The sequence below is a fragment of the Corynebacterium sp. ACRQJ genome (assembly GCF_022346045.1).
GTDB classification, from domain to species: domain Bacteria; phylum Actinomycetota; class Actinomycetes; order Mycobacteriales; family Mycobacteriaceae; genus Corynebacterium; species Corynebacterium evansiae.
Window position 1 is genome coordinate 117,705 of record NZ_JAKRMT010000003.1, and the last position, 21,852, is coordinate 139,556.

Annotated in this window: 15 protein-coding genes; 10 read left to right on the plus strand and 5 right to left on the minus strand. The window is 62.6% G+C overall.

What is annotated here, in order from left to right:
- Positions 1–77 precede the first annotated feature (77 nt).
- Positions 78–2,273 carry a malate synthase G gene (locus tag MHX52_RS03185; protein WP_239316525.1) on the minus strand — a complete coding sequence of 732 codons (2,196 nt, stop codon included), beginning with the start codon at positions 2,271–2,273 and terminating at the stop codon, positions 78–80.
- A gap of 518 nt (positions 2,274–2,791) precedes the next feature.
- On the opposite strand from MHX52_RS03185, the gene aceA reads away from it, so the two are divergent.
- Entirely contained in the window at positions 2,792–4,087 is a 1,296-nt protein-coding gene (gene aceA / locus MHX52_RS03190; protein ID WP_035002935.1) for an isocitrate lyase, read from the plus strand.
- A gap of 183 nt (positions 4,088–4,270) precedes the next feature.
- Positions 4,271–5,800 (plus strand): acetate metabolism transcriptional regulator RamB, encoded by a 1,530-nt coding sequence (gene ramB / locus MHX52_RS03195; protein ID WP_049048851.1) that lies wholly within the window; start codon positions 4,271–4,273, stop codon positions 5,798–5,800.
- A gap of 18 nt (positions 5,801–5,818) precedes the next feature.
- Here the strand turns inward: ramB and MHX52_RS03200 are convergent, their stop codons facing one another.
- Positions 5,819–6,922 carry a hypothetical protein gene (locus tag MHX52_RS03200; RefSeq protein WP_239316527.1) on the minus strand — a complete coding sequence of 368 codons (1,104 nt, stop codon included), beginning with the start codon at positions 6,920–6,922 and terminating at the stop codon, positions 5,819–5,821.
- A gap of 172 nt (positions 6,923–7,094) precedes the next feature.
- Complete coding sequence (lpdA, locus tag MHX52_RS03205) at positions 7,095–8,525, minus strand: dihydrolipoyl dehydrogenase (protein WP_239316529.1); 1,431 nt, start codon at positions 8,523–8,525, stop codon at positions 7,095–7,097.
- Between the two features lie 359 nt (positions 8,526–8,884).
- Here lpdA and MHX52_RS03210 point away from each other — a divergent pair, with 359 nt between their 5' ends.
- From MHX52_RS03210 to MHX52_RS03220, 3 genes are all read left to right on the plus strand, one after another.
- Positions 8,885–10,117, plus strand: coding sequence for an alpha/beta hydrolase family protein (locus MHX52_RS03210; RefSeq protein WP_239316531.1), 1,233 nt, complete (start codon positions 8,885–8,887; stop codon positions 10,115–10,117).
- Between the two features lie 118 nt (positions 10,118–10,235).
- On the plus strand, positions 10,236–11,816 hold the full coding sequence (locus MHX52_RS03215; protein ID WP_239316532.1) for a M1 family metallopeptidase: 1,581 nt from the start codon (positions 10,236–10,238) through the stop codon (positions 11,814–11,816).
- Positions 11,817–11,847: 31 nt separating this feature from the next.
- Complete coding sequence (locus MHX52_RS03220; RefSeq protein WP_239316533.1) at positions 11,848–13,155, plus strand: hypothetical protein; 1,308 nt, start codon at positions 11,848–11,850, stop codon at positions 13,153–13,155.
- Here the strand turns inward: MHX52_RS03220 and MHX52_RS03225 are convergent.
- Complete coding sequence (locus MHX52_RS03225) at positions 13,152–14,483, minus strand: MFS transporter (protein ID WP_049048843.1); 1,332 nt, start codon at positions 14,481–14,483, stop codon at positions 13,152–13,154. The genes MHX52_RS03220 and MHX52_RS03225 overlap by 4 nt on opposite strands.
- A 135-nt stretch (positions 14,484–14,618) precedes the next feature.
- On the opposite strand from MHX52_RS03225, the gene MHX52_RS03230 reads away from it, so the two are divergent.
- Positions 14,619–16,835, plus strand: a complete 2,217-nt coding sequence (locus tag MHX52_RS03230; protein ID WP_239316534.1) for an acyl-CoA dehydrogenase family protein — start codon at positions 14,619–14,621, stop codon at positions 16,833–16,835.
- Here MHX52_RS03230 and MHX52_RS03235 read toward each other — a convergent pair whose 3' ends face one another.
- Positions 16,836–16,997 carry a hypothetical protein gene (locus tag MHX52_RS03235; RefSeq protein WP_155271071.1) on the minus strand — a complete coding sequence of 54 codons (162 nt, stop codon included), beginning with the start codon at positions 16,995–16,997 and terminating at the stop codon, positions 16,836–16,838. It lies immediately after the preceding gene.
- A gap of 39 nt (positions 16,998–17,036) precedes the next feature.
- Here MHX52_RS03235 and MHX52_RS03240 point away from each other — a divergent pair, with 39 nt between their 5' ends.
- The 4 genes from MHX52_RS03240 to MHX52_RS03255 all read left to right on the plus strand — a co-directional run bounded on the left by MHX52_RS03240 (position 17,037) and on the right by MHX52_RS03255 (position 21,820).
- Positions 17,037–18,374: a histidine kinase gene (locus MHX52_RS03240; protein WP_239316535.1), complete on the plus strand. Its 1,338-nt coding sequence runs from the start codon at positions 17,037–17,039 to the stop codon at positions 18,372–18,374.
- Positions 18,371–19,081, plus strand: a complete 711-nt coding sequence (locus MHX52_RS03245; RefSeq protein WP_239316536.1) for a response regulator transcription factor — start codon at positions 18,371–18,373, stop codon at positions 19,079–19,081. Before MHX52_RS03240 ends, MHX52_RS03245 begins: the two co-directional genes overlap by 4 nt.
- A 254-nt stretch (positions 19,082–19,335) precedes the next feature.
- Positions 19,336–20,685: an amino acid permease gene (locus MHX52_RS03250; RefSeq protein WP_239316567.1), complete on the plus strand. Its 1,350-nt coding sequence runs from the start codon at positions 19,336–19,338 to the stop codon at positions 20,683–20,685.
- Between the two features lie 154 nt (positions 20,686–20,839).
- Positions 20,840–21,820 carry a diaminopimelate dehydrogenase gene (locus MHX52_RS03255; RefSeq protein ID WP_239316537.1) on the plus strand — a complete coding sequence of 327 codons (981 nt, stop codon included), beginning with the start codon at positions 20,840–20,842 and terminating at the stop codon, positions 21,818–21,820.
- Positions 21,821–21,852 lie beyond the last annotated feature (32 nt).

Here is a 21,852-nt window from a genome sequence, read left to right on the forward strand (position 1 = left end):
AAACCGCCGGGTGAGGCGGGCTCACTCCGGCGGCTAGATCCTTAACGCTTTAGGCAGCGTTGGCCTCGCGCGAGGCTTTAGGCGATGCCGTTTTTAGCCTTGAACTCCAAACGACGGGCATGCAGAATCGGCTCAGTGTAACCAGCCGGCTGCTCCAGACCCTTGAACACCAAATCCTTCGCAGCCTGGAAAGCCACAGACTCATCAAAGTTCGGCGCCATGTTGCGGTAATTCGCGTCACCAGCGTTCTGCTCATCCACCTTCGCAGCCATACGCTGCAGGGACTCCAGAACCTGCTCCTCGGTCACCACACCATGCTTCAGCCAGTTAGCCAGGTGCTGGGAGTTAATACGGCAGGTAGCGCGGTCCTCCATCAGGTCAATGTCGTGGATATCCGGGATCTTGGAGCAACCAACGCCCTGCTCCACCCAGCGAACCACATAACCCAGGATGGACTGGGAGTTGTTGTCAATCTCCTCGGCGATCTCCTCAGCAGACCAATCAGCAGACTCCGCCACCGGAATAGTCAGAATGTCACCCAGAGTCTCACGACGCCCCTCGGTACGCAGCTTGTCCTGCACCTCGAAGACATCCACCTCGTGGTAGTGGGTTGCGTGCAGCGTTGCACCCGTCGGGGACGGAACCCACGCGGTAGACGCGCCCTCCTTCGGCTGGCCAATCTTCTGCGCCAGCATGTCCGCCATCAGCTCAGTCTTGGCCCACATACCCTTACCGATCTGCGACTTACCCGGCAGACCATGCGCCAGACCAGCATCCACATTGTTGTCCTCGTAAGCCAACTTCCACGGCGCGGTCTGCAGATCCGCCTTACGCACCATCGGACCAGCCAGCATAGAAGTGTGGATCTCATCACCAGTACGGTCCAGGAAGCCGGTGTTAATAAACGCCAGACGCTCCTTAACCTGCGCGATGCAAGCATCCAGGTTAGCGGTGGTACGACGCTCCTCGTCCATCACACCAACCTTCAGGGTGAACCGCTCCAGACCCAACAGATCCTCCACCGCACCGAACAGGTCGTTGGTGAACGCAACCTCGTCCGGGCCGTGCTGCTTCGGCTTCACAATGTAGATCGAACCATTACGGGAGTTACGCAGCGGGTTGTTCTCATCCAGACCCGGGATCGCAGCAGCCGAAGTAATAACGGCATCCATGATGCCCTCGAAAATCTCCTCACCATTCTGATCCAGGATCGCCGGGTTCTGCATCAGGTGGCCAACATTACGCACGAACAGCAGGGAACGACCGTGCAGACGCAGCTCCTCACCATCACGGGAGGTAAACACACGATCCTCGTTGAGCTTACGAGTGAAGGTCTTGCCGCCCTTCTCCACTTCCTCGGTGAGGTTGCCGGTGTTCAGGCCCAGCCAGTTGCGGTAGCCCAGGGTCTTGTCGGTTGCGTCGACAGCGGCGACGGAGTCCTCGAAGTCCATGATGGTGGAGATTGCGGATTCGAGGTTCAGGTCCTTCACACCGGCCTTGTCGGTCTTGCCGATCGGGGACTCCGGGTCGATCTGGATGTCGATGTACAGGCCATTGTTGTACAGCAGGATGTCAGTCGGGTTGGCCTTGTCACCGCCGAAGCCCGCGTAGACCTCTGGGTTACGCAGGTGCACGTCGTTGCCATCGATGGTGGCGGTCAGCTGGCCGGACTCGACGGCGTACTTGGTGACGTCCTTGTGGGAGCCAGACTCCAGCGGCACAACGCGATCCAGGAACTCACGGCCCCACTCGATAACCTTGTCACCACGAACCTTGTTATAGCCGGTGCCCTTCTCCTGGCCGTTCTCCTCAGAGATAGCGTCGGTGCCGTACAGAGCGTCGTACAGGGAACCCCAGCGGGCGTTCGCCGCATTCAGCGCGAAGCGAGCGTTCAGGATCGGCACCACCAGCTGCGGGCCGCCGGTCGTACCGACCTCCGGGTCGATGTTCTGGGTCGTAATCTCGAAGTCGCCCGGCTCGTCGACCAGGTAGCCGATCTCCTTCAGGAAGGCCTTGTACTCCTCCGGATCCTGGGCGCCCTTGTGCTCCTCGTACCAGGCGTCCATCTTCTTCTGCAGCTCGTCGCGAGTGTTCAGCAGCTCGCGGTTGCGCGGGGTGTACTCCTCGACGATCTTGCCGAAGCCATTCCAGAACTTCTCCTGCTCCTCGGCGGAATCCTTGCCGATGACGGGAAGTACCTCAGTGTTAACAAAGTCGTAGAGAGTCTTGGCAACCTGAAGGCCGCCGGCTGTTACGCGCTCGGTCTGGGTCATAGTGACGTGGCTCCTCACATATCAATCGATTTACCTATTTAAAGGTCTCTACCCTCAAAGACTAGGTGAGTTCCCTCACGATCGGTATGAAGTTGGTCATAGATCGCACTTTATCCACCCCCACCGACGGGGACTATCGGGCAAGCTTGTTCCTCTTTTTCTTTTTGACGCCACGATTCAACCCGTGGCGCACCACACCTATAAGCGCAGTAAGAGAGCCACATCACGTTCACACGTTAAGGCGTCACTTAGAAACAGTGTGGAGAAGATCTTTACAAGATTCACAAAAAGGGGAGCCACCCCCACACAGAAATATCCGCCTGACCGGCATTGACGTGGTTATTTAGGTTGGTACTCTCGTAGGTAGAGACACGGAACGCAGACTTCACCTAGGCTGCACTGGAAAGTGCTGTCGAGGTTCTCGAATATGCGGCTCGGTGTCCCCCCCCCGCCAGGAACCCCCGGGCAGGGACCAAGACATAACTCTCCCCTTAATGAGTAAGGAAGTGACCCCCTACATGTCGAACGTCGGCAAGGCACGTACCGCTGAAGAAATCCAGAAGGACTGGGACGAGAACCCCCGCTGGGCTCACGTCGAGCGCGATTACACCGCAGAGCAGGTCGCTGAGCTGCAGGGCACCGTTGTTGAAGAGCACACCCTGGCACGCCGCGGCGCTGAGATCCTGTGGGAAGCAGTCAACAAGGGTGACGACTCCTACATCAACGCCCTGGGCGCCCTGACCGGTAACCAGGCCGTTCAGCAGGTCCGCGCAGGCCTGAAGGCTGTTTACCTGTCCGGTTGGCAGGTTGCAGGTGACGCTAACCTGTCCGGCCACACCTACCCCGACCAGTCCCTGTACCCGGCGAACTCCGTTCCGTCCGTCGTTCAGCGCATCAACAACGCGCTGTCCCGCGCAGACGAGATCGCTCGCGTTGAGGGCGACACCTCCGTTGACAACTGGCTGGTTCCGATCGTTGCCGACGGCGAGGCTGGCTTCGGCGGCGCACTGAACGTTTACGAGCTGCAGAAGGCCATGATCAAGGCCGGCGCTGCAGGTACCCACTGGGAGGACCAGCTGGCCTCCGAGAAGAAGTGTGGCCACCTGGGCGGCAAGGTCCTGATCCCGACCCAGCAGCACATCCGTACCCTGAACTCCGCACGTCTGGCAGCTGACGTTGCCAACACCCCGACCCTGGTTGTCGCTCGTACCGACGCTGAGGCCGCTACCCTGCTGACCTCCGACGTTGACGACCGCGACAAGCCGTTCCTGACCGGCGGCCGCACCGCTGAGGGCTTCTACAACGTGCAGAACGGCATCGAGCCCTGCATCGCCCGTGCGAAGGCATACGCTCCGTACGCTGACCTGATCTGGATGGAGACCGGCACCCCGGACCTGGAGCTGGCTAAGAAGTTCGCTGAGGCTGTTCGCTCCGAGTACCCGGACCAGCTGCTGGCTTACAACTGCTCCCCGTCCTTCAACTGGTCTGCACACCTGGACGACGACACCATCGCCAAGTTCCAGAACGAGCTGGGCGCAATGGGCTTCAAGTTCCAGTTCATCACCCTGGCTGGCTTCCACGCTCTGAACCACTCCATGTTCGACCTGGCTTACGGCTACGCCCGCAACCAGATGACCGCTTTCGTGGAGCTGCAGAACCGCGAGTTCGCTTCCGCCAAGGAGCGCGGCTTCACCGCTGTGAAGCACCAGCGCGAGGTCGGTGCTGGCTACTTCGACAAGATCGCCACCACCGTCGACCCGAACTCCTCCACCACCGCCCTGAAGGGCTCCACCGAGGAGGGCCAGTTCCACTAAGCCGCTTACTTCCAAGCGCTAGGAACTAGCTGTGCGGGCTTTGCAGCCCGCACACTGCTTGAGCCCGGTCAGCACGAACGTGCTGGCCGGGCTCTTTCTCTTTTCTAACAAGCAGTTGCTACGGATGACGCCGATGGCAACTTCGCCAATGCCCCAAAGCCACCGAATATACTGGTGAACACCATGGGAAAACCGACTGAACGCACATCTGAACCCACATCTGAACGCAGACCCGAACGCGCCCCTGAAAGCAACACCGAACGCCCCTTCGTCGGCTCCCGCCTTCGCCAACTACGCAAGGAACGCGGAATCTCCCAGGCCCGCCTCGCCGAGATCCTGGACCTCTCTGCCAGCTACGTGAACCAGATCGAGCACGACGGGCGCCCGCTGACCGCCGCCGTGTTGGAGCGCATCACTGCTGCCTTCGGCATCGACCCGACCTTCTTCGCCGACCAAGACTCCACTCGCCTGCTGGCGGAAGTCCAGGACGTCACCCTGGACCCGGAGATCAGCCCCACCCCGGCGGACGTCACCGAGCTCGCAGCACTGGTGAAGAACCACCCGGACCTGGCCCGCGCCTTCGTGGATCTCCACTCCCGCTACCGGAACGTCTCGGACACCCTCTCGCTGCTCACAGAGGAGCGTGTGCAGGGCTCCGCCATCCTCTCCATCACACCCAAGGGTGAACTCTTCGGCCGGGCCTCCGGGCCAGAGGCGTTCTCCATGCCGCACGAGGAGGTCCGCGATTTCTTCTACGCCCGGCAGAACTATATCGATGTTCTGGATGTAGCGGCGGAGAAGTTGGCGTCCAAAATAAACATCGGGGCGAACCAGATACACCACACAGAACAGATCATCGCCGAACGGCTACAACAGGTGCACCAAGTGCAGGTGATTTACTCGCGCGACCTGGGCGATACGCAGCACAAGTTCGACCCAAAGCGAAAGACTCTCCACGTGTCGGCGAAGATGCGCCCCGGGCAGATCGCATTCCGACTGGCCACCGAACTGGCGTTCCTGGAGGCGGGCACGACCATCAACTCGCTGGTGGAACTGGGGCACTTCCAGTCCGAGGAATCCCGCGCGCTCGCCCGGCGCGGCCTGGCCAGCTACTATGCCGCAGCACTGCTACTGCCCTACCGGCAATTCCACAGCTCCGCGGAGGAATCGCGCTACGACCTGGAGTTCCTTATGCGCGAATACGGCGTGGGCTACGAGACTGTCTGCCACCGCCTCTCCAGCCTGCAGCGCCCCAGCCTGCGCGGTGTGCCCTGGACCTTCGTGCGCGTGGACCGTGCGGGCAACATGTCCAAGCGCCAGTCGGCGACGGGCCTGCACCTTTCCAACTCCGGCGGCACGTGCCCGCTGTGGAATGTGTATGAGACGTTTAGCTATCCGGGCAAGATCATGCGGCAGATCGCGCAGATGCCAGACGGGAGAACCTACCTGTGGATCGCGCGCACCGTGAACCACCACCGTGCGGCATGGGGCCAGCCGGGGAAGATGTTCGCCATCGGGTTGGGCTGCGAGCTGCGGCACGCCGACCGGACGGTGTATTCGGACGGGTTGGACCTAGAGGACACGTCCGCGGCAGTGCCGATCGGCTCCGGTTGTCGGCTGTGCCCGCGCGATAACTGCCCGCAGCGCGCGTTCCCGCCGATCCACCGCTCGTTGGAGATCGACCCGCACCGTTCGAGTGTGTCGCCCTACTAGCTTGTGCCCCAACTAGCGCTAGTCGCCGTCGAAAAGCCCGACGATCTGCCTGCGCTGTAGCTCTCGGCGGTTATATGTGGCCTCGCGCACCGATTCGTCGGTATCGAAGCTCGAGCCGAGGGCCCCGCCGAGGGTGCCTAGTGACGCCGCAAACCATGCCAGCGTCAAATAATCCAGCGGCGTGATAGTGGAGCTCACTCGGCTTTCGAAGAAGGGCACCGGCACAACGGCGGCGCTGACCAGCAGCATCGTTAGGTAGATCAGGGCATACACGCCTGTCGCGGAGATCAGTACCGTGCCGGTGGTGGCCAGGTTATCCATCCGGGCGCGCCACCACTCCACGCTGTCGGAGGAAGCCTGTGTGGAGGTTGCATCGGCGCCGACGCTCAACACGGACGGTTCCGGCTTGCGGCTATATCCCCCATTCCACAGGCCGTTTTTGTAGATCAACCAGAAGGTCAGGAGGGTGATGGAAAGGATAGTGATCATGATCTGCCGCCACGAGCTGATCAGGTAGGACATCTCCCACACCGAACCGTAGAAGATGCCGAAGCCGCCGGTGGCCACGCCCGTGGCCAGGCAGCTGGAGAGCACCTTGATCAACTGGCCGGGGCGGTTGCCGCGGATCATTCCCAGCAGCAGGCGCAGGGTCCGCCCGCGGCCTTCGAGCACGCGGGTGGTATCTGCCTCTACGTCGCCGCCCTCGATCTCGTCTACACCCTTTTCGCGCTGGCCGGCTCCGGCGTGCTTGCCGCAGACCAAGCGCGACAGTTCCTGCCGCAGCCCCTCTTTGGCCCGCAGTAGGCCGAAGGCGGGCAGGCACAGCATGGTGGCCTTGCCCTGCTCGACGGTCTGGCTGATTACCGGCCTGCGGGTGGTCAGTGGCAGGTCGGTGACGTACACCAGCCGGTCCCAGCCATAGTCGCGCAGGATTCCGGGGGCAGTGTCGGCGAGGCGGACGTTGCCGAACTCGTCCATCGGCAGCGTTCCGATGCGGAATTCGAGGATGGGTTTGGTCCCGGAGACGTGATTCTCCGAGGCCTTAGCTAGATGTTGGAGCATGGCGCGTACGCGCACCGCTGGCAGTCCTCGGTCTGCCAGCAAGCCAATCTTCTCTGGCAAGTCTGGGCACCAATCGTGGCAGGGGGAGGGATTCGGAGGGATTTGCTCGAAATCCTACTCTACCTGCGCCTTAACAGGGAAATGCTGGCCGTTAAACGCAAAACCGGCCCACGCCCCTTCCGAGGGAGCTTCCGGTACAGGCGCGGGCCGGTCAGCTGGCCGATGAATCCTCTTAGAGGTTGATCATGTGGCCGCCGGCGATGCCGTGGGCAGCCTCCTTCATGGCCTCCGACAGGGTCGGGTGGGTGTGCACATTGCGGGAGATCTCCTCGGCCGTCAGGTCGAAGCGCTGCGCCAGGGTCAGCTCCGGCAGCAGTTCGGAGACGTCCGGGCCGACCATGTGGGCGCCCAGCAGCTCGCCGTATTCAGCGTCTGCCACCAGCTTCACAAAGCCCACCGCGTGGCCCAGGCCCTGCGCCTTGCCGTTGGCGGTGTAGGGGAAGGTGGCGACCTTCACCTCGCGGCCTTCCTCCTCTGCCTTCTTCTTGGCGGCTTCCTCGGTGTAGCCGAAGGATGCGACCTGCGGAGAGCAGAAGGTAGCGCGCGGCATCATCTGGTAGTCGCCGAGCAGCTCGGTCTCCTCGCCTGCGATGATCTCGGCGGCGACCACGCCCTGCGCTTCTGCGACGTGTGCCAGCTGCAGCTTGGCAGTGACATCGCCAATGGCGTAGATGTGCGGAACGCTGGTGCGCATCTCGTCGTCAATGTCGATCGCACCGCGCTCGGTCAGCTTCACGCCGGTGTTCTCCAGGCCGAAGCCCTCCACGCGGGGTGCGAAGCCGATGGAGACCATCACGCGGTCCGCCTTCAGGGTTTCGGTCTTGGAGCCGTCGGCGGACTCGATGTCCACCTCTACGCCCTTGTCTTCGCCCAGGTCGCGGACAGCGGTGGTCTTGTGACCGGTCTTCAGGGTTACGCCCAGCTTCTTGTACTGCTTGGCGATTTCCTTGGAAACGTCCTTGTCCTCGTTCGGCAGGACGCGATCCATGAACTCAACGACGGTGATGTCCACACCGAAGTTGGACAGCACGTAGGCAAATTCCATGCCGATGGCGCCAGCGCCGATGATGACCATAGAGTCCGGCTTGTTCTCGTCCAGGATCTGCTCTTCGTAGGAAACGATGTTGCCGCCCAGCTCTACGCCCGGCAGGGACTTCACAACGGAACCGGTAGCGATGATGCAGTTGTCAAAGGTGATGGTCTTGCCTGCATCGTCGCCGTCGGAGACCTCGATGGTCTTGTCGTCAACAAAGTTGCCGCGGCCGTGGATCTCCTGAATCTTGTTCTTCTTCATCAGGTAGTGCACGCCCTTGACGATGTTGCCCGAGACCTTGCGGGAGCGCTGGTGCGCGACCTTGAAGTCCATCGAGATGTTGTCGCCGGTAATGCCGTAGGTCTTGGCTTCCTTGGTGATGGTGTGCGCAAGTTCGGCGTTGCGGATCAGCGCCTTCGAGGGGATGCAGCCCACGTTGAGGCATACGCCGCCCCAGTACTGCTTTTCGATAACGGCGGTCTTCAGACCCAACTGAGCGGCACGAATCGCCGCCACGTATCCGCCAGGGCCTGCTCCGAGTACTACTACGTCAAAATGTTCTTTAGCCACAAGCCCCAAGGGTACTTAATGTTTGTCTCTCGTGTTTGTCGGGCTCGTCTTGCTCTTGGTCCCGCCCTTTCTCTTTCTTATTGACGCCACCCGCCTCCCCTTAGGCGCACGTCCCCACTTTGTACCCGCTTTTGGGTTTAATGGAGAAAGTTTTTCCTCCTTTGGGTTCCCAAAATTCCCGCAGATTGGGTAAAGTCCCCTATGTCCTTAGAGGTTTGCTGTGGATTTCTTGAATATTCTACGAATATCCGCCGAGAAAGCCCTGCAGACCTCTCCCTCTCACTCATTTGACTGACCCCACGCCCCGGGCAAGGAATACTGACGTTTCCGCATCGTGGCACCACAGAAGGATCAACTCTATGAAGCGAAGCATCGTCCGCACTCTCGCCGCTGTCACGGCTGCGATCGCCCCGTTCGCAACCGTCGCGGTCACCGCACCGGCCACCCAGGCCGCTAGCGTCTCCGCCGCCCAGAAGGCAGACGGCATCGCGCCGGCCAAGCTGAAGCTGAACTCCACGACTCCGAACCAACCGGAGGATTCCACCACGTGGCGTAAGAACATCAAAGCCTGGCAAAACGCAGGCTTCGACAACGTACAGGAAGTCTCCGCTTACTCCCCGTCGATGAAGCGCCACATCCCACTGGTCGTCATCCAGCCGAAGGACAAGGCAAAGCGCGACAACGCTCCGACCCTGTACATGCTGAACGGCGCGGACGGCGGCGAAGGCATTGCTAACTGGATTCGCCAGACCGACATCATCACCTACTACGGCGGCAACGACGACCCAGACAAGGGCACCGTCAGCCCCGGCATCGGCGCCAACATCGTGATTCCCATGAGCGGCGCATACTCCTACTACACCGACTGGGTCACCGAGCCGAACACCCCGTACATCAAGGGGCCGCAGAAGTGGGAGACCTTCCTGACTCGCGAGCTGCCGCAGGCCATCGAGCCCGCGCTGAAGGCTAACGACAAGCGCGCCATCGCCGGCATGTCCATGACCGGCACCACCTCCCTGCTGTACGCACAGCACCATCCAGGCTTCTACGACTCTGTCGGTTCCTTCTCTGGCTGCGCTGCAACCACCACGGGCCTGACCCCGCAGTTCATCAACCTGGTTCTGAACCGTGGCGGCACGGACTTCACCAAGATGTGGGGTCCGGTCAACGGTAAGGTTGCTCGCGACAACGATGCCCTGATTAACGCCGACAAGCTGCGCGGCCAGAAGAACATCTACGTCTCCACCAGCTCCGGCTTCCCCGGCCAGCACGACATGCCGTGGTCCGAGCGCGTGAACGGCCAGCCTTCCTCCGCAGCTCCGGTGATCTTCGAAGGCGCCGTCATCGAGGGTGCTACCAATGCCTGCACCCGCGACCTGGCCCGCCGGACCAATGAGCTGGGCATTCCGGTGAACTACAACTTCCGCCCGGCCGGCACCCACCAGTGGGGCTACTGGCAGGATGACCTGCGCGACTACTGGACCGACCTGGTCAACGGCCTGGGCACGGGCGCCAAGCGCCCGCCGCTGGAGCCGGCCAAGCCGATCTCTCCGGAAGACTACTGGGCAGGCTCCACCTCGGGCTCCCGCTAGTTCTCAGGCGCTCTCACGCAGCGCCAGATAACAACACAACCAGATAAAACAACACTTCCCCCGCCACAGACCACCTCCGTGGCGGGGGTTGTCCTATGCAGATAGTAGTGTGCCTTACATGAAGCAATCCCAACAGCAGCCTCGTCCTTTTCGCAGCTCCCCCATCGCCGGAGCTCGGGATGCCTACACGGGCGTGGACTTCAACCTCGGGTTCCACGTACTGCGCTACGACCTGCAGCTGGACTACGACGTTGAACCCAACCACCTGCGCGGCGTGGCCCGCCTGGCGGTCGAGAACTACCGTCCGTTGAAAACCATGACGTTAGACCTGGCCAACAATCTCGCTGTCAACCGCGTGGAGGTCACCGGCCACGGGGCGGCTGCCAACAACGACGCGATGAAGATCCGTCGCTTCCGGCACAACGGCAACAAGCTTTCGATCACTTTCGCAGAGGAGATTGCCGAGGATCAGTCCTTCGACCTGACCATCAAATACGGCGGCTACCCGCGCCCCCTGCGCTCCAAGTGGGGCGAAGTCGGCTGGGAGGAAACCGACGATGGCGCACTGGTGGCAGGCCAGCCCAATGGAGCCCCCAGCTGGTTCCCCTGCGACGATACGCCGGACGAAAAGGCAATGTTCCGCGTAGCCATCACCGCCCACCGGGACGTCACCGCCATCGCCCACGGCACCCTGGTGGAGCAGTACAGCAAGGGCAACAACACCACCCGGGTGTTTGAAACCAACTACCCCATGGCCACCTACCTGGCGGCGGTTTACGTTGGCCCCTTCAGGCGCGTCGACTTCCGCAGTGCAGAACTCGGCCGCAAGACCGTCCCGGTATTCGGCTGGCTCCCCGAAGGCACGGAGCACGCCAAGCGAGTCCGTGAGCTGGTCAACGAGGATTTCGGCCAGCAGACGGAGATGGTCGAAGTCTACTCGGAGCTCTTCGGCGCCTACCCCTTCCCGGAGTACTCCGTGGTGGTCACGGACGAAGAGATGGAGATCCCCCTCGAAGCCCAGGGCATGAGCATGTTTGGCTGCAACCACGCCGACGGCAAGCACACCTGGGAGCGCCTGATCGCCCACGAGCTATCCCACCAGTGGTTCGGTAATTCCGTCGGCCTAGTTGAGTGGCGGGATATTTGGCTCAACGAGGGCTTCGCCTGCTATTCCGAGTGGCTGTGGTTCGAAAAGTCGCAAGACATCCCCGCCGCCCACCATGCGTGGGCGCACCATCAGGCGCTCGCGGAGAAGCCACAGGACATCCTGCTGATCGACCCCGGTGCGGAAGACATGTTCGACGACCGGCTGTACAAGCGCGGAGGTGTGACCGTCCACGCCCTGCGCGTGCTGCTGGGTGACGAGGCGTTCTTCGACATGGTCAAACGCTGGACCACGCAGCACCGCATGGGGCTGGTGGAAACGCGCGACCTGGAGAACCTGGCAAACACCGTCGCCGAGGAAAACGGTGTGGCCCGAAGTGAGGTGCAGGGTCTGTTCGACCGCTGGTTGCGTCACCAAGAACTGCCCGACTTCCCCGGCGGCGAGGGCATTGAACTCAGCGAGGAGCAGCTGCGCGACCTGCCTGCGGGACCTGCCGCGGAAATGGTCGATGCCTCCGGGCCGGCGCGTGCCGTGGATGCGCTGAAGCGCGTCGGGCAGCGGCTCGGCGAGCTCGGAGAGAGGCTGCAGGACTAGCCCCCCTCTGGGCCGTCGGACGGGTTAACTAATGCGCGCCATATCGCTCGCCACAGTCTTCGTGGCCATCGCCGGTTACCTGGTGATTTGGGTTGCCAACAAGGGGCTGACCACCGCCGGGTACGAAGACTTCATGGTCTACTGGTCGCTGTTCTTCGCGATGACGGGCGTGCTGGACGGGTTGATGCAGGAGACCGCCCGGGCCGTCTCCACCCGGCGCGCAGTGGTGGGCGCCCCGCAGACTGACACTGCGCAGGCTGGCACGTTGCGGGCTGACACTGCGCTGGCGAACACTGCGCGGGCAGGCACCCCGCGCCCGTTCGCCCTGACGAGCTACATCGCCCTGGCTATCGGTCTGATAGCGCTCGTCACCGGTCCGCTGTGGATCGGCCAGCTCGTGCCCGACCTGACCGGGTGGGGGCTGGTTCTCATAGCCGTCGGCCTGGCCTGCTATGCGTTCCAAGCGACGGTCTGCGGCCTGCTGTCTGCCAACCACTCGTGGCCGAGTTTCGCCTGGTTGATGGCCATCGATTCCGGAGTGAGGCTGGCGCTGGCCGTCGTCGCGTGGGCTCTGGGCTGGCAGCTGCTGGCCTTTCTTTTCGTCACGGTGATCGGCGCGGCCACCTGGCTGCTGATTCTCGCCTGCTCCCCCGCCGCTAGAGCCACCCTGCGCGACCGGGCGGACGTGCCCACCCGCCCGTTTCTCTCGCGCACGGTCAAGGCCATGGTCGCCTCGGGCGCGAATGCCGTGATGATCACCGGCTTCAGCGTACTGCTGCGCTACACCTCGGGCGCGGACGTCGGCCCCGGTGCGCTCGCCGCCACCATCACCGCCATCACGCTCACGCGCGCGCCGATCCTGGTGCCCCTCCAGCGCTTCCAGCCTGCGCTTATCGTGCACTTCACGAAACACCGCGAGCGCGTCCTGCGCGCCGCCGCGCTGCCCATCGCCGCGGTGGGAGCCGTCGCGGCCATCGGAGGTATTGCCGCCTACTTCCTCGCCGCGCCACTGATGGGGCTATTTTTTGACGCCGCCGTGATCTCCTCCCCCGCCACCCTCGGCTGGCTCACACTCGTATCCGGGGCTACGGCCATCCTGATGATTAGCGGCTCGGCAGCGCTCGCGGCGGATCGACACAACCTCTACACCGCCGGGTGGCTGATTGCGATTGCCCTGTCGACGGCGGTGCTCATGCTGGACTACTCCCCCGATACGCGCGCCATCTGGGCGCTGGCAGTCGGCCCGAGTGTGGGTGCTGCAGTGCAGCTGGGCGTGCTCGCGCTTGCCGCCCAGAGCACCGCCCAAGCCCCCGGCCGAGCAAAGAAAACCGAAGCCTAGTTCCGCTGCTGCTCCGGGGTGGGAATGAACTTCTTGGAAGTCAGCGTCACCACGATAAGACCGATAAAGGCAACGACCGCACCGAAGCCCAACATCTCGGTGTAGGTGAACCAATCCTTCAGGCGCGACAAGATCATCGGGAAAAAGAATCCGATGTAGGTGATCGTGTAGAAGAAGGCGGTGAGCCCGCCGAGGTCGTCGGCGCTGGCGATGCGCTGCACCTCCGTCAGGCCGGTGATCAGGCATACACCATAGCCGGTGCCCAGGATGAGGCCGACGGCGACCGTTCCGGCCAGCGAGCCGACGTGAGCGGTCCAGGCAGCAACGACCATGCCGATAATCACCAGCACCAGGCCGATCTGCTGGGCCTGCGAGTTATTCGGGTTGATGTACTTGGCGGAAACCTGCTGGATGCCAAAGCCACAGGCCAGCGCGATGGCTGTGATGCCGGCCGAGAAGGCGATGGGATAGGGAACCTGATCCTGCGCCAGGCTCGGCATGATCGCATAGGCCACGCCCGCGCAACCGAAAACCCACGGGGCGATCGGAATCACGGCGGTGAGGAAGCGCGGGTGCCGCAGGGAGGGCACCTTGAGGTCCGACCAGAAGGAGCCCTCCATCTTGAGGTGCGCGTTCTGGCGGGTCTCCGGCACGCCGAGGATGCCGATCATGGACACGGCGCACAGCAGGATGCTGAGGATGTAGGGGGTCTGGCCCGGTGCGGGACCCCACTCCGCCAGCACGCCCGCCAGCGCCGCACCGACGGCGAATCCCAAGGTCAGAGACATGGTTGCACGGCGGGCGCCGGAACCCTCCTGCGCGCTGGGGTCGAACGTCGGGGTGGAAAGCTCCTTGATCCATGCACCGCCTGCGGTCATCACAATGCCGACGGCAAAGCCGCTGAGCAGACGACCGGTGAAGATCAGTGGCTCATTCATTTCACCGGCGGCGATGAGGACACTGCCGACAAGGCTGATGATTGGGGCGGGAAGCATGACGACGCGGCGGCCGTAGCGGTCCGAAAGCGGCCCGCACAGCAGCAGGCCCGCCGCGATGCCGGCGGCGTAGCAGGCCAGGAGGGCATCGACGAAGACGGAGCCAAAGACGTTCTCCCCTCGGTAGAAGACCATCATCGGGGTGAACTCGTTGCCCGCGTAGGCGACCGCCAACACGGCGAAAGCAACCAACATCCAGTACTTCTTCTCCGCGCGGGCCTTCGCCCCGCGAGTGGAAGGCGCTACCTTGCGGCTGCGTACGGCGTTGCTCTGCTTGCTCCGCTCGGGCGTATCCACTTCCCGGTGATTCTCGTCAAATGTGTCCTCGGCCATAAGGGCAAGCCTAGTCACCCGATAGGAGACCACCAACGCAACGCTGCAGCTACCACGCTCCGTCCAATGATTTAGTCATAGATTTATTAGCAAATTTTCGAGTTACGGATCACACTCTTGCGTATCCTTAATTTCATGTCACCAAACAATTCCGAAAACACGACCGAAAACACCGCAACGACTGATAGCTCGGTCACATCGAGCCCAGCCGATGGAATTGCTGACAAGTCTGGAAACAAGCTCCGCCGCTCCACGTCGGCGCCCAAGACCTTGTCCACGGCTCCAACCGCTGAGACGCAGGCGTCAATAGCAAAGGCGTTGCAGACCGTTCTCGACGGCGACTTCCCGGAAGCGCGCGAGGAAACCCGCGGCCTGCTGGCAGACCCAGACATCCTGCCGCGCACCGACCTGGACCTCGAGCAGTCTCGTGCCCGCATCACCGAGCACTTGCAGCGTGTGCTCGAATCCGGCATGCCGAACCACGCCTTTCGCGCCGACCAGGGCGGCACGGGAGAAACCGGCCGCTGCCTGACCTCCATCGAGATGCTGGGGCACGCCGACCTGTCGCTCATGGTGAAGTCCGGAGTGCAGTGGGGCCTGTTCGGCGGCGCCGTCGGCAACCTGGGAACCGAACGCCACCAAGAAATGGTGGGGAAGCTGATGAACCTCGAGGCCCTCGGCTGCTTCGCCATGACCGAGCGCGGGCACGGCTCCGACGTACAGCAGCTGGAGACCACGGCGACCTATGACGCGGAGACGCAGGAGTTCATCATCAACTCCCCCACCGCCTCCGCTGAGAAGTGGTTTATCGGCAATGCGGCGCGCGATGGCCGCTGGGCGGCAGTGTTTGCGCAGCTCATTGTCCCCGACGCTAAGAACGCGACCGAGGCAGTCGACGTCCCGGCGGCCGAGTCCGGCGCGACCGAAGCTAGCAGCGGCGCACAGGCTGAATCGCAGGGCGTGCACTGCCTGCTGGTGCGCATCCGCGAAGACGACGGCTCCCCCATCGACGGCGTGCGCATCGGCGACCACGGTCACAAGGGCGGGCTGAAGGGCGTGGACAACGGCACCATCAGCTTCGATAACCACCGCGTGCCCCGCGAGGCACTGCTGAACCGCTTCGCCGACGTGGACGAGGCCGGCAACTACACCTCCCCCATCGAAAACCCGAACCGCCGCTTCTTCACGATGCTCGGAGCCCTGGTGCGCGGGCGCGTGACCGTGGGAGCTGCCGCAGGCGCGGCCGCCCGCACCGCGCTAGACATTGCTGTGACGTACGCGAACCTGCGGCGTCAATTCGCTCCTGACGAGTCGCTACCCGAAAACCGCCTGATCGAGCACCGCTGGCACCGCCTGCGCCTCATCCCGCGCGTGGCCCGCGCCTACGGTCTGCAATTCGCCACGAACAAGCTGATCGCGCGCGTGCACGAGCTGGACCAGCGGGGCGTGGAACCGACCGAGTACACCAAGGAACAGCAGGCCGACCAGCGAGAAGTTGAGGCGCACGCCGCAGCATTGAAGGCTGCCAACACCGCGCACGCCACCGACACGATCCAGGAGGCCCGCGAGGCCTGCGGCGGCGCAGGCTACATGGCTGAGAACCTGCTGACCACGCTGAAGGCCGACTCGGATGTGTTCACCACTTTCGAGGGCGACAACGTAGTGATGATGCAGCTGGCAGGGAAGGAACTGATGACAGGCTTCGCCAAGGAGCTCGGCGGCCTGAACCCGATGGAGATGGTGCGCTTCGGCCTGGATAGCTTCGGCAACCTGCTGCGCCGCCGCACCGCCGCAGACGCGCTGATCCAGAACCTGGTGGATACTTTCAGCGACTCCGAAGAGACTTCGCTGTTCGACCCGGCCTACCAGATCAACCTGCTGAGCGAGCGGGAGGATCGCCTGATGCGCTCCCTCGCCCGCCGCCTGCGCCCCGCCCGCAAGATGGATGTGGACGAAGCGGCGAAGGTGGTCGACCAGGCGCAGGATCACCTGCTGGCCGTCGGCTGGGCGCACGTCGATCGCATCATCTTCGAGGCCTTCGTGGAGGCCGAGTCCAAGCTGGATTCGGAAGACGCGCAGCGGGTGCTGGAGCAGGTGCGCCTGGTGTACTTCCTCAGCTGCATTGTGGACAACGCCAGCTGGTACTTGGAGCAGAACCTGCTGACGGGCACTCGCACCAAGGCCGCCCGCGCCGCGCTGAACGACCTGGTGGATTCTCTGGGACCCTGGTCGCAGACGCTGGTGGACGCTTTCGGCATCCCGGATCACATCACGGATCTGAAGCTGATGGAAGGCTACGAGGCGATGGTTCCCAAGTACGAGTCGGATCCGGCCGCGGGGCAGGCGGGTTAGCTACTCGGCTTCTTCGGACTGCGCGATGGCGTAACCGGCAAAGCTAAAGATAATGGCTAGCGCCGCACCCACCAGCGGGTTAGCCATCGCAACACCTGTGGCCACGCCAAACGTGGAGCCAACCATGGGGTAGGTCCATTCTTTCTCTGTGTAAGAAGCCATGTTCTGTGTCCTTTCCGTTGTGAGGTGCTTACGCCATCCATGGTGCTGGCAAAGGAAGCTCCCGAAAAGGGCATCTGGGAAACACGGTACGAAAGTAGACTCCCGCCTACCGATCAGATGAAGGAAACTGTGGCCATCAAGGAACAAGCATCGAAGGACGTATCCGCGAAAACGCCGATCGTGGTATTTGCGTTGTGTGCCCTGACCTTTGCTTCCAACCTCGCACTCGCACCCGACGCCCTGTCCATCTCCCTGATTCTTGTGGCGCTTGGGTTTTGCCTAGCCACCGCGCTAGGCATGCGTTATCCGCGCTGGGCAACTGCGCTCTTCCTTCTCTCCTTCAGCGCTGCGATGCTGCTGCAAGTAGATGAGTTTCCCGCATTCGTCTTCCTTGCACCCTTCTTCTGTGGCGTAATCGCCTTTGGGGGAAGGCTCCTTCTCACCGTCGCGGTTACGCTCAGCGCGTTCGTGCTGGGCACCCTTGACCCGACAGTCACCTCCCCGCGAGACTATCTGGAAAGCCTCGCCCCCTCAGCGGTGTTCGCCTGGCTGATCTTCCTCCTTCTTGGGGCCGGCGCAGGATGGCTCATCGGCTACCTGGATCGCAGAAACGCTTTCCTCAACGACAGCTGGGAAGCAGACCTCGAACGCACCCGCCAGGACCTGGCGGAAACCCTCCACGATTCCGTGGCCGGCCCCTTGACCTCTGTGGTTATGCAAGCGGAGACGATGGAGCTACAGCTAGACGCGGAACCCGATTCGCAGCTGGACAGTGAAGCCATGCGTAAAGACCTACATACCATCGTCGGCAACAGTCGGGAGGCGATGGCGCAGAGCCGCAAACTCCTCGACCTTCTCCGGTCAACGGAACAAAAAATATCGCATGGCAAGCCCCCGTCTCCCGGCCAATCGCTATCGGCTTTCACCGAGCGGCTCAAGCCCCATGGCTTTCGGGTGGTCTTCACCCAGGGCTCTCCGGCAAAAGACTGGTTGGCAAACCCCTCCGCTGCCACGCCTGCCAATTCCATCAGCCAGAGCCAATGTGCCGCACTCCTCCCGCAAGAAGCGCGACAGCGCATGCTGGTACACCGACTCCTGATGGAGGGGGCGACCAACATTGTGAAATACGCAGCCCCAAGCAGCCCCGTCGTGGTTGCTGTGGAGAACCGTTCAAAAGCCCATTCGCTGTGCATCTGGAACGAGGTAGCAAGAGACGGCACAGCTTCCTCTGCGCTACCCGCCGACCTATCCTCCGATCTCGGCTTGGCCAACCTGCAACGCTGGGCGAAGCGAACCAAGAGCACGGTCAAGACAGAACAAGAAACCTGCGGCCCGCGCATTTTTTGGCGGCTAAGCCTAAAGTCGGTATCACCATGAATAACGTCCCTGCCGCACGAATCCTCGTAGTCGATGACGACTCCCGTGCGCTGACCGCCCTCCGCCACTACTTCTCTGTGGCCAAAGACATTGAGATCGTAGCCGAAGCCGAGAACGGCGCCGTCGCCCTCGAACAGATCGAGCGACTAGGGGGAGACCTCGACCTCGTGTTGGCGGACATCCACATGCCCGAGGTCGGCGGAATCGAGCTACTCCGCACCCTGCAATCCCAGGACAATCCCCCTGTGTTCGTCGCCATGACTTCCATGGACACCGACGAAACGATGCTGGAGATCCTCACCAGCGGCGGGGCGGGGTACATCATCAAAAGCGCCCGCCCCGTGCAATTCATCCAAGCCGTCCGGGACGCGATGAACGGCGGCACCGCCGTCTCCCCCGAGTGCCTTTCACGCCTCGTGGACTTTATCCCCGAACGCTCTGTCGGTGGGGCAGCTGTGCAGGCGGGGAAGTCGGCGTCACCAAATAAACAAGAGCAACCCGGCGCGGCGCCAGACCCGGAAAGCATCCCGGAAGGCGAGCGCACCACCCTGCAACTTCTAGTCCAGGGGCACTCCAACGCGGAGATCGCGAAGGAGGCGCTCTACGCGGAATCGACCGTGAAGAAGCACGTGTCCTCGCTGATGAAGCGCTTCGGGGTGGATTCGCGCCTGCGGCTAGCCATCAGCGCAATCCGCGCGGGGTACTAGACGAAAGCTCTTACGCTGGGGTCGAACACCGGCGTTCTGTGGCGCCGAGGCTGGTCCAAGGCTCATCCAAGGCTGGATCCGAGGGCAGGCCGCATCTTGGCGCGTCGTATTCTTAAGGAATGAGCTCTACCCCCTCCACATCCCCAGAAAGCGCCAGTTCACACGCGAACTCGCGCACCGGCGATGACAAGCTAGGCAGTGACAAGCTAGGCGATGACAAGCTAAGCAATGGGCTGAAGGTCCGCCACCTCACGATGATGGGCCTGGGCTCCACCATCGGCGCCGGGTTGTTCCTGGGCACCGGCGTGGGCATCGAGGCCGCCGGCCCGGCCGTTCTGCTGGCCTATATCGTGGCGGGCCTCATCGCCATCCTGGTGATGGAGATGTTGGGCGAGATGGGCACCGTCATCCCCGCCTCCGGCTCTTTCTCCGAATACGCCGAGCACGGCATCGGGCGCTGGGCCGGTTTCACGCAGGGTTGGATGTACTGGCTCGCCACCGTCGCGGTGCTCGGCGCCGAAATTACTGGTGCGGCGAGCTTTATGGGGGCTTGGTTCGGTATTGACGCCTGGATCCCCGCCGCCGTATGCGTGATCTTCTTCGGAGTGGTGAACCTGCTGCAGATCAGCGCTTTCGGCGAGTTCGAGTTCTGGTTCGCCTTCATCAAGGTGGCCGTGCTGGTGGCCTTCCTGGTCATCGGCTTCCTCCTAATCTTCGGCCTGCTGCCGGGGCACACTTTCATCGGCACAGAGGTGTTCACGGCCGATGGCTTCATGCCCAACGGAGTGGGCGGCGTGGCCACGGCGATTCTGGCCGTGGCCTTCGCCTTCGGCGGCATCGAGATCGTGGCCATCGCGGCGGCGGAATCCGAAAACCCGGAGCGTTCCCTGGTCAACGCGGTGCGCACCACCATCACCCGCATTTCCGTGTTCTACCTGGGGTCCGTGCTGGTGATTACCTTCCTGCTGCCGCATTCTTCACTGGGGCAGGCAGAGAACGCGGCCGATAGCCCCTTCACCCAGGTGCTGAACCTGGCGGGCATTCCGGGCGTGGTCGGTTTTATGGAGGCCATCATTGTGCTGGCGCTGCTCTCCGCTTTCAACGCGCAGATCTACGCCTCCAGCCGCATGGTGTTTTCCCTGGCCAAGCGCCACGAGGCGCCGAAGATTTTCGCCCGTGTGGACAGCCGGGGCGTGCCGGTGGCTGCGATCTTGTTCTCCGTCACTCTGGCGGTGGTGATGGTGGTGCTGAACTACCTGGATACCGGCTGGCTGCTGACGTTCATGCTGAACTCCGCGGGTGCGTCGCTGCTGATCGTTTGGACGTTCATCGTAGTCTCCCAGCTGCGGCTGCGCCCCCGCCTGGAGCAGCAGGCGGGCGGCGCGTTGCCGATTCGCATGTGGGGCTACCCTTGGCTGACCATCGCCACGCTGGTTGTGCTGGCGGGGCTGGCGTTGCTGATGCTGACGGATCCGGGTTCCCGGGTGCAGCTACTGTCGGCGGCCGTGATGTTTGTGATCTTGGTCGTGGCCAGTTTCGCCAACTCCGCCATCCGTGGGTTGAGCCCCTTCGAGAAGCTGCCCCTGCCCTCCTCCCTCCAATAGAGCTCACCGCAGATGCACCAACAGCACGGCTAAAGGGGTAGGTAGCGAAAGGAGGATAGGCTGGATCTAAATACGGTATCCAATTACGGTTCCCCGTCTTCCTGTCGGACGAGTGTCGCGCCCGCACGAGGACATCTAGAAAGGACTCCCCCGCATGATTCGCACCGCCATCATTGGCTATGGAAACCTGGGTCGCAGCGTTGAAAAGGTTATTGCCGACCAGCCCGACATGGAACTCGTCGGTGTGTTCTCCCGCCGCGATTCCCTCGATACGCAGGCCCGTGTGTTGCCAGCTGCGGACGTGGAAAAGCACAAGGATGAGGTGGACGTGCTCTTCGTCTGCCTGGGCAGCGCCACCGATGTGCCAGCGCAGGCCCCTGAACTGGCCAAGCACTTCACCACGGTCGATACCTACGACAACCACGGTGAAATCCCGAACTACCGGGCGGTCATGGATAAGTCCGCGCAAGAGGGCGACAACATTGCGATGATCTCCACCGGTTGGGATCCGGGCATCTTCTCCTTGAACCGTGTGCTCGGCGGCGCAGTACTGCCGGGAGCCGACCAGATGACGTTCTGGGGTCCGGGGCTCTCGCAGGGTCACTCCGATGCGGTGCGTCGCGTGCCCGGCGTGGCCAAGGGTGTGCAGTACACCAAGCCGAATCCGGAGGCTATCGAGGCCGTGAAACGAGGCGAGGGTGCAGACCTGAAGGCCAACGAGTGCCACCTGCGCCACTGCTTCGTGGTGGCGGAAGAAACCGGCGATGTGGCGGCGGATGAAAGGTTGAAGGAGCAGATCCGCGAGGCAATCGTGACGATGCCGGACTACTTCGCGCCCTACGAAACGATCGTGGAGTTCATTTCCGAGGCCGAGTTCGAGCGCGACCACCAGGGCATGCCACACGGCGGGCAGGTAATCACCCGCGGCCAGGCGGGCACTTCCGGTCACGTGATTGAGTTCGGCCTAGAGCTGGAGCGCAACCCCGACTTCACCGCCGCGGTGCAGGTGGCCTACGGCCGCGCCGCGTGGCGCATGCGACAGGCTGGCGAGACGGGCGCCCGCACGGTCTTCGAGGTAGCACCTTACCTGCTTTCTGCAGAGCCTCTGGACGATCTGGTAGCCAAGAAGCTATAAGCCCCAACGCAAAACCCGACCTCCGCCTGCTG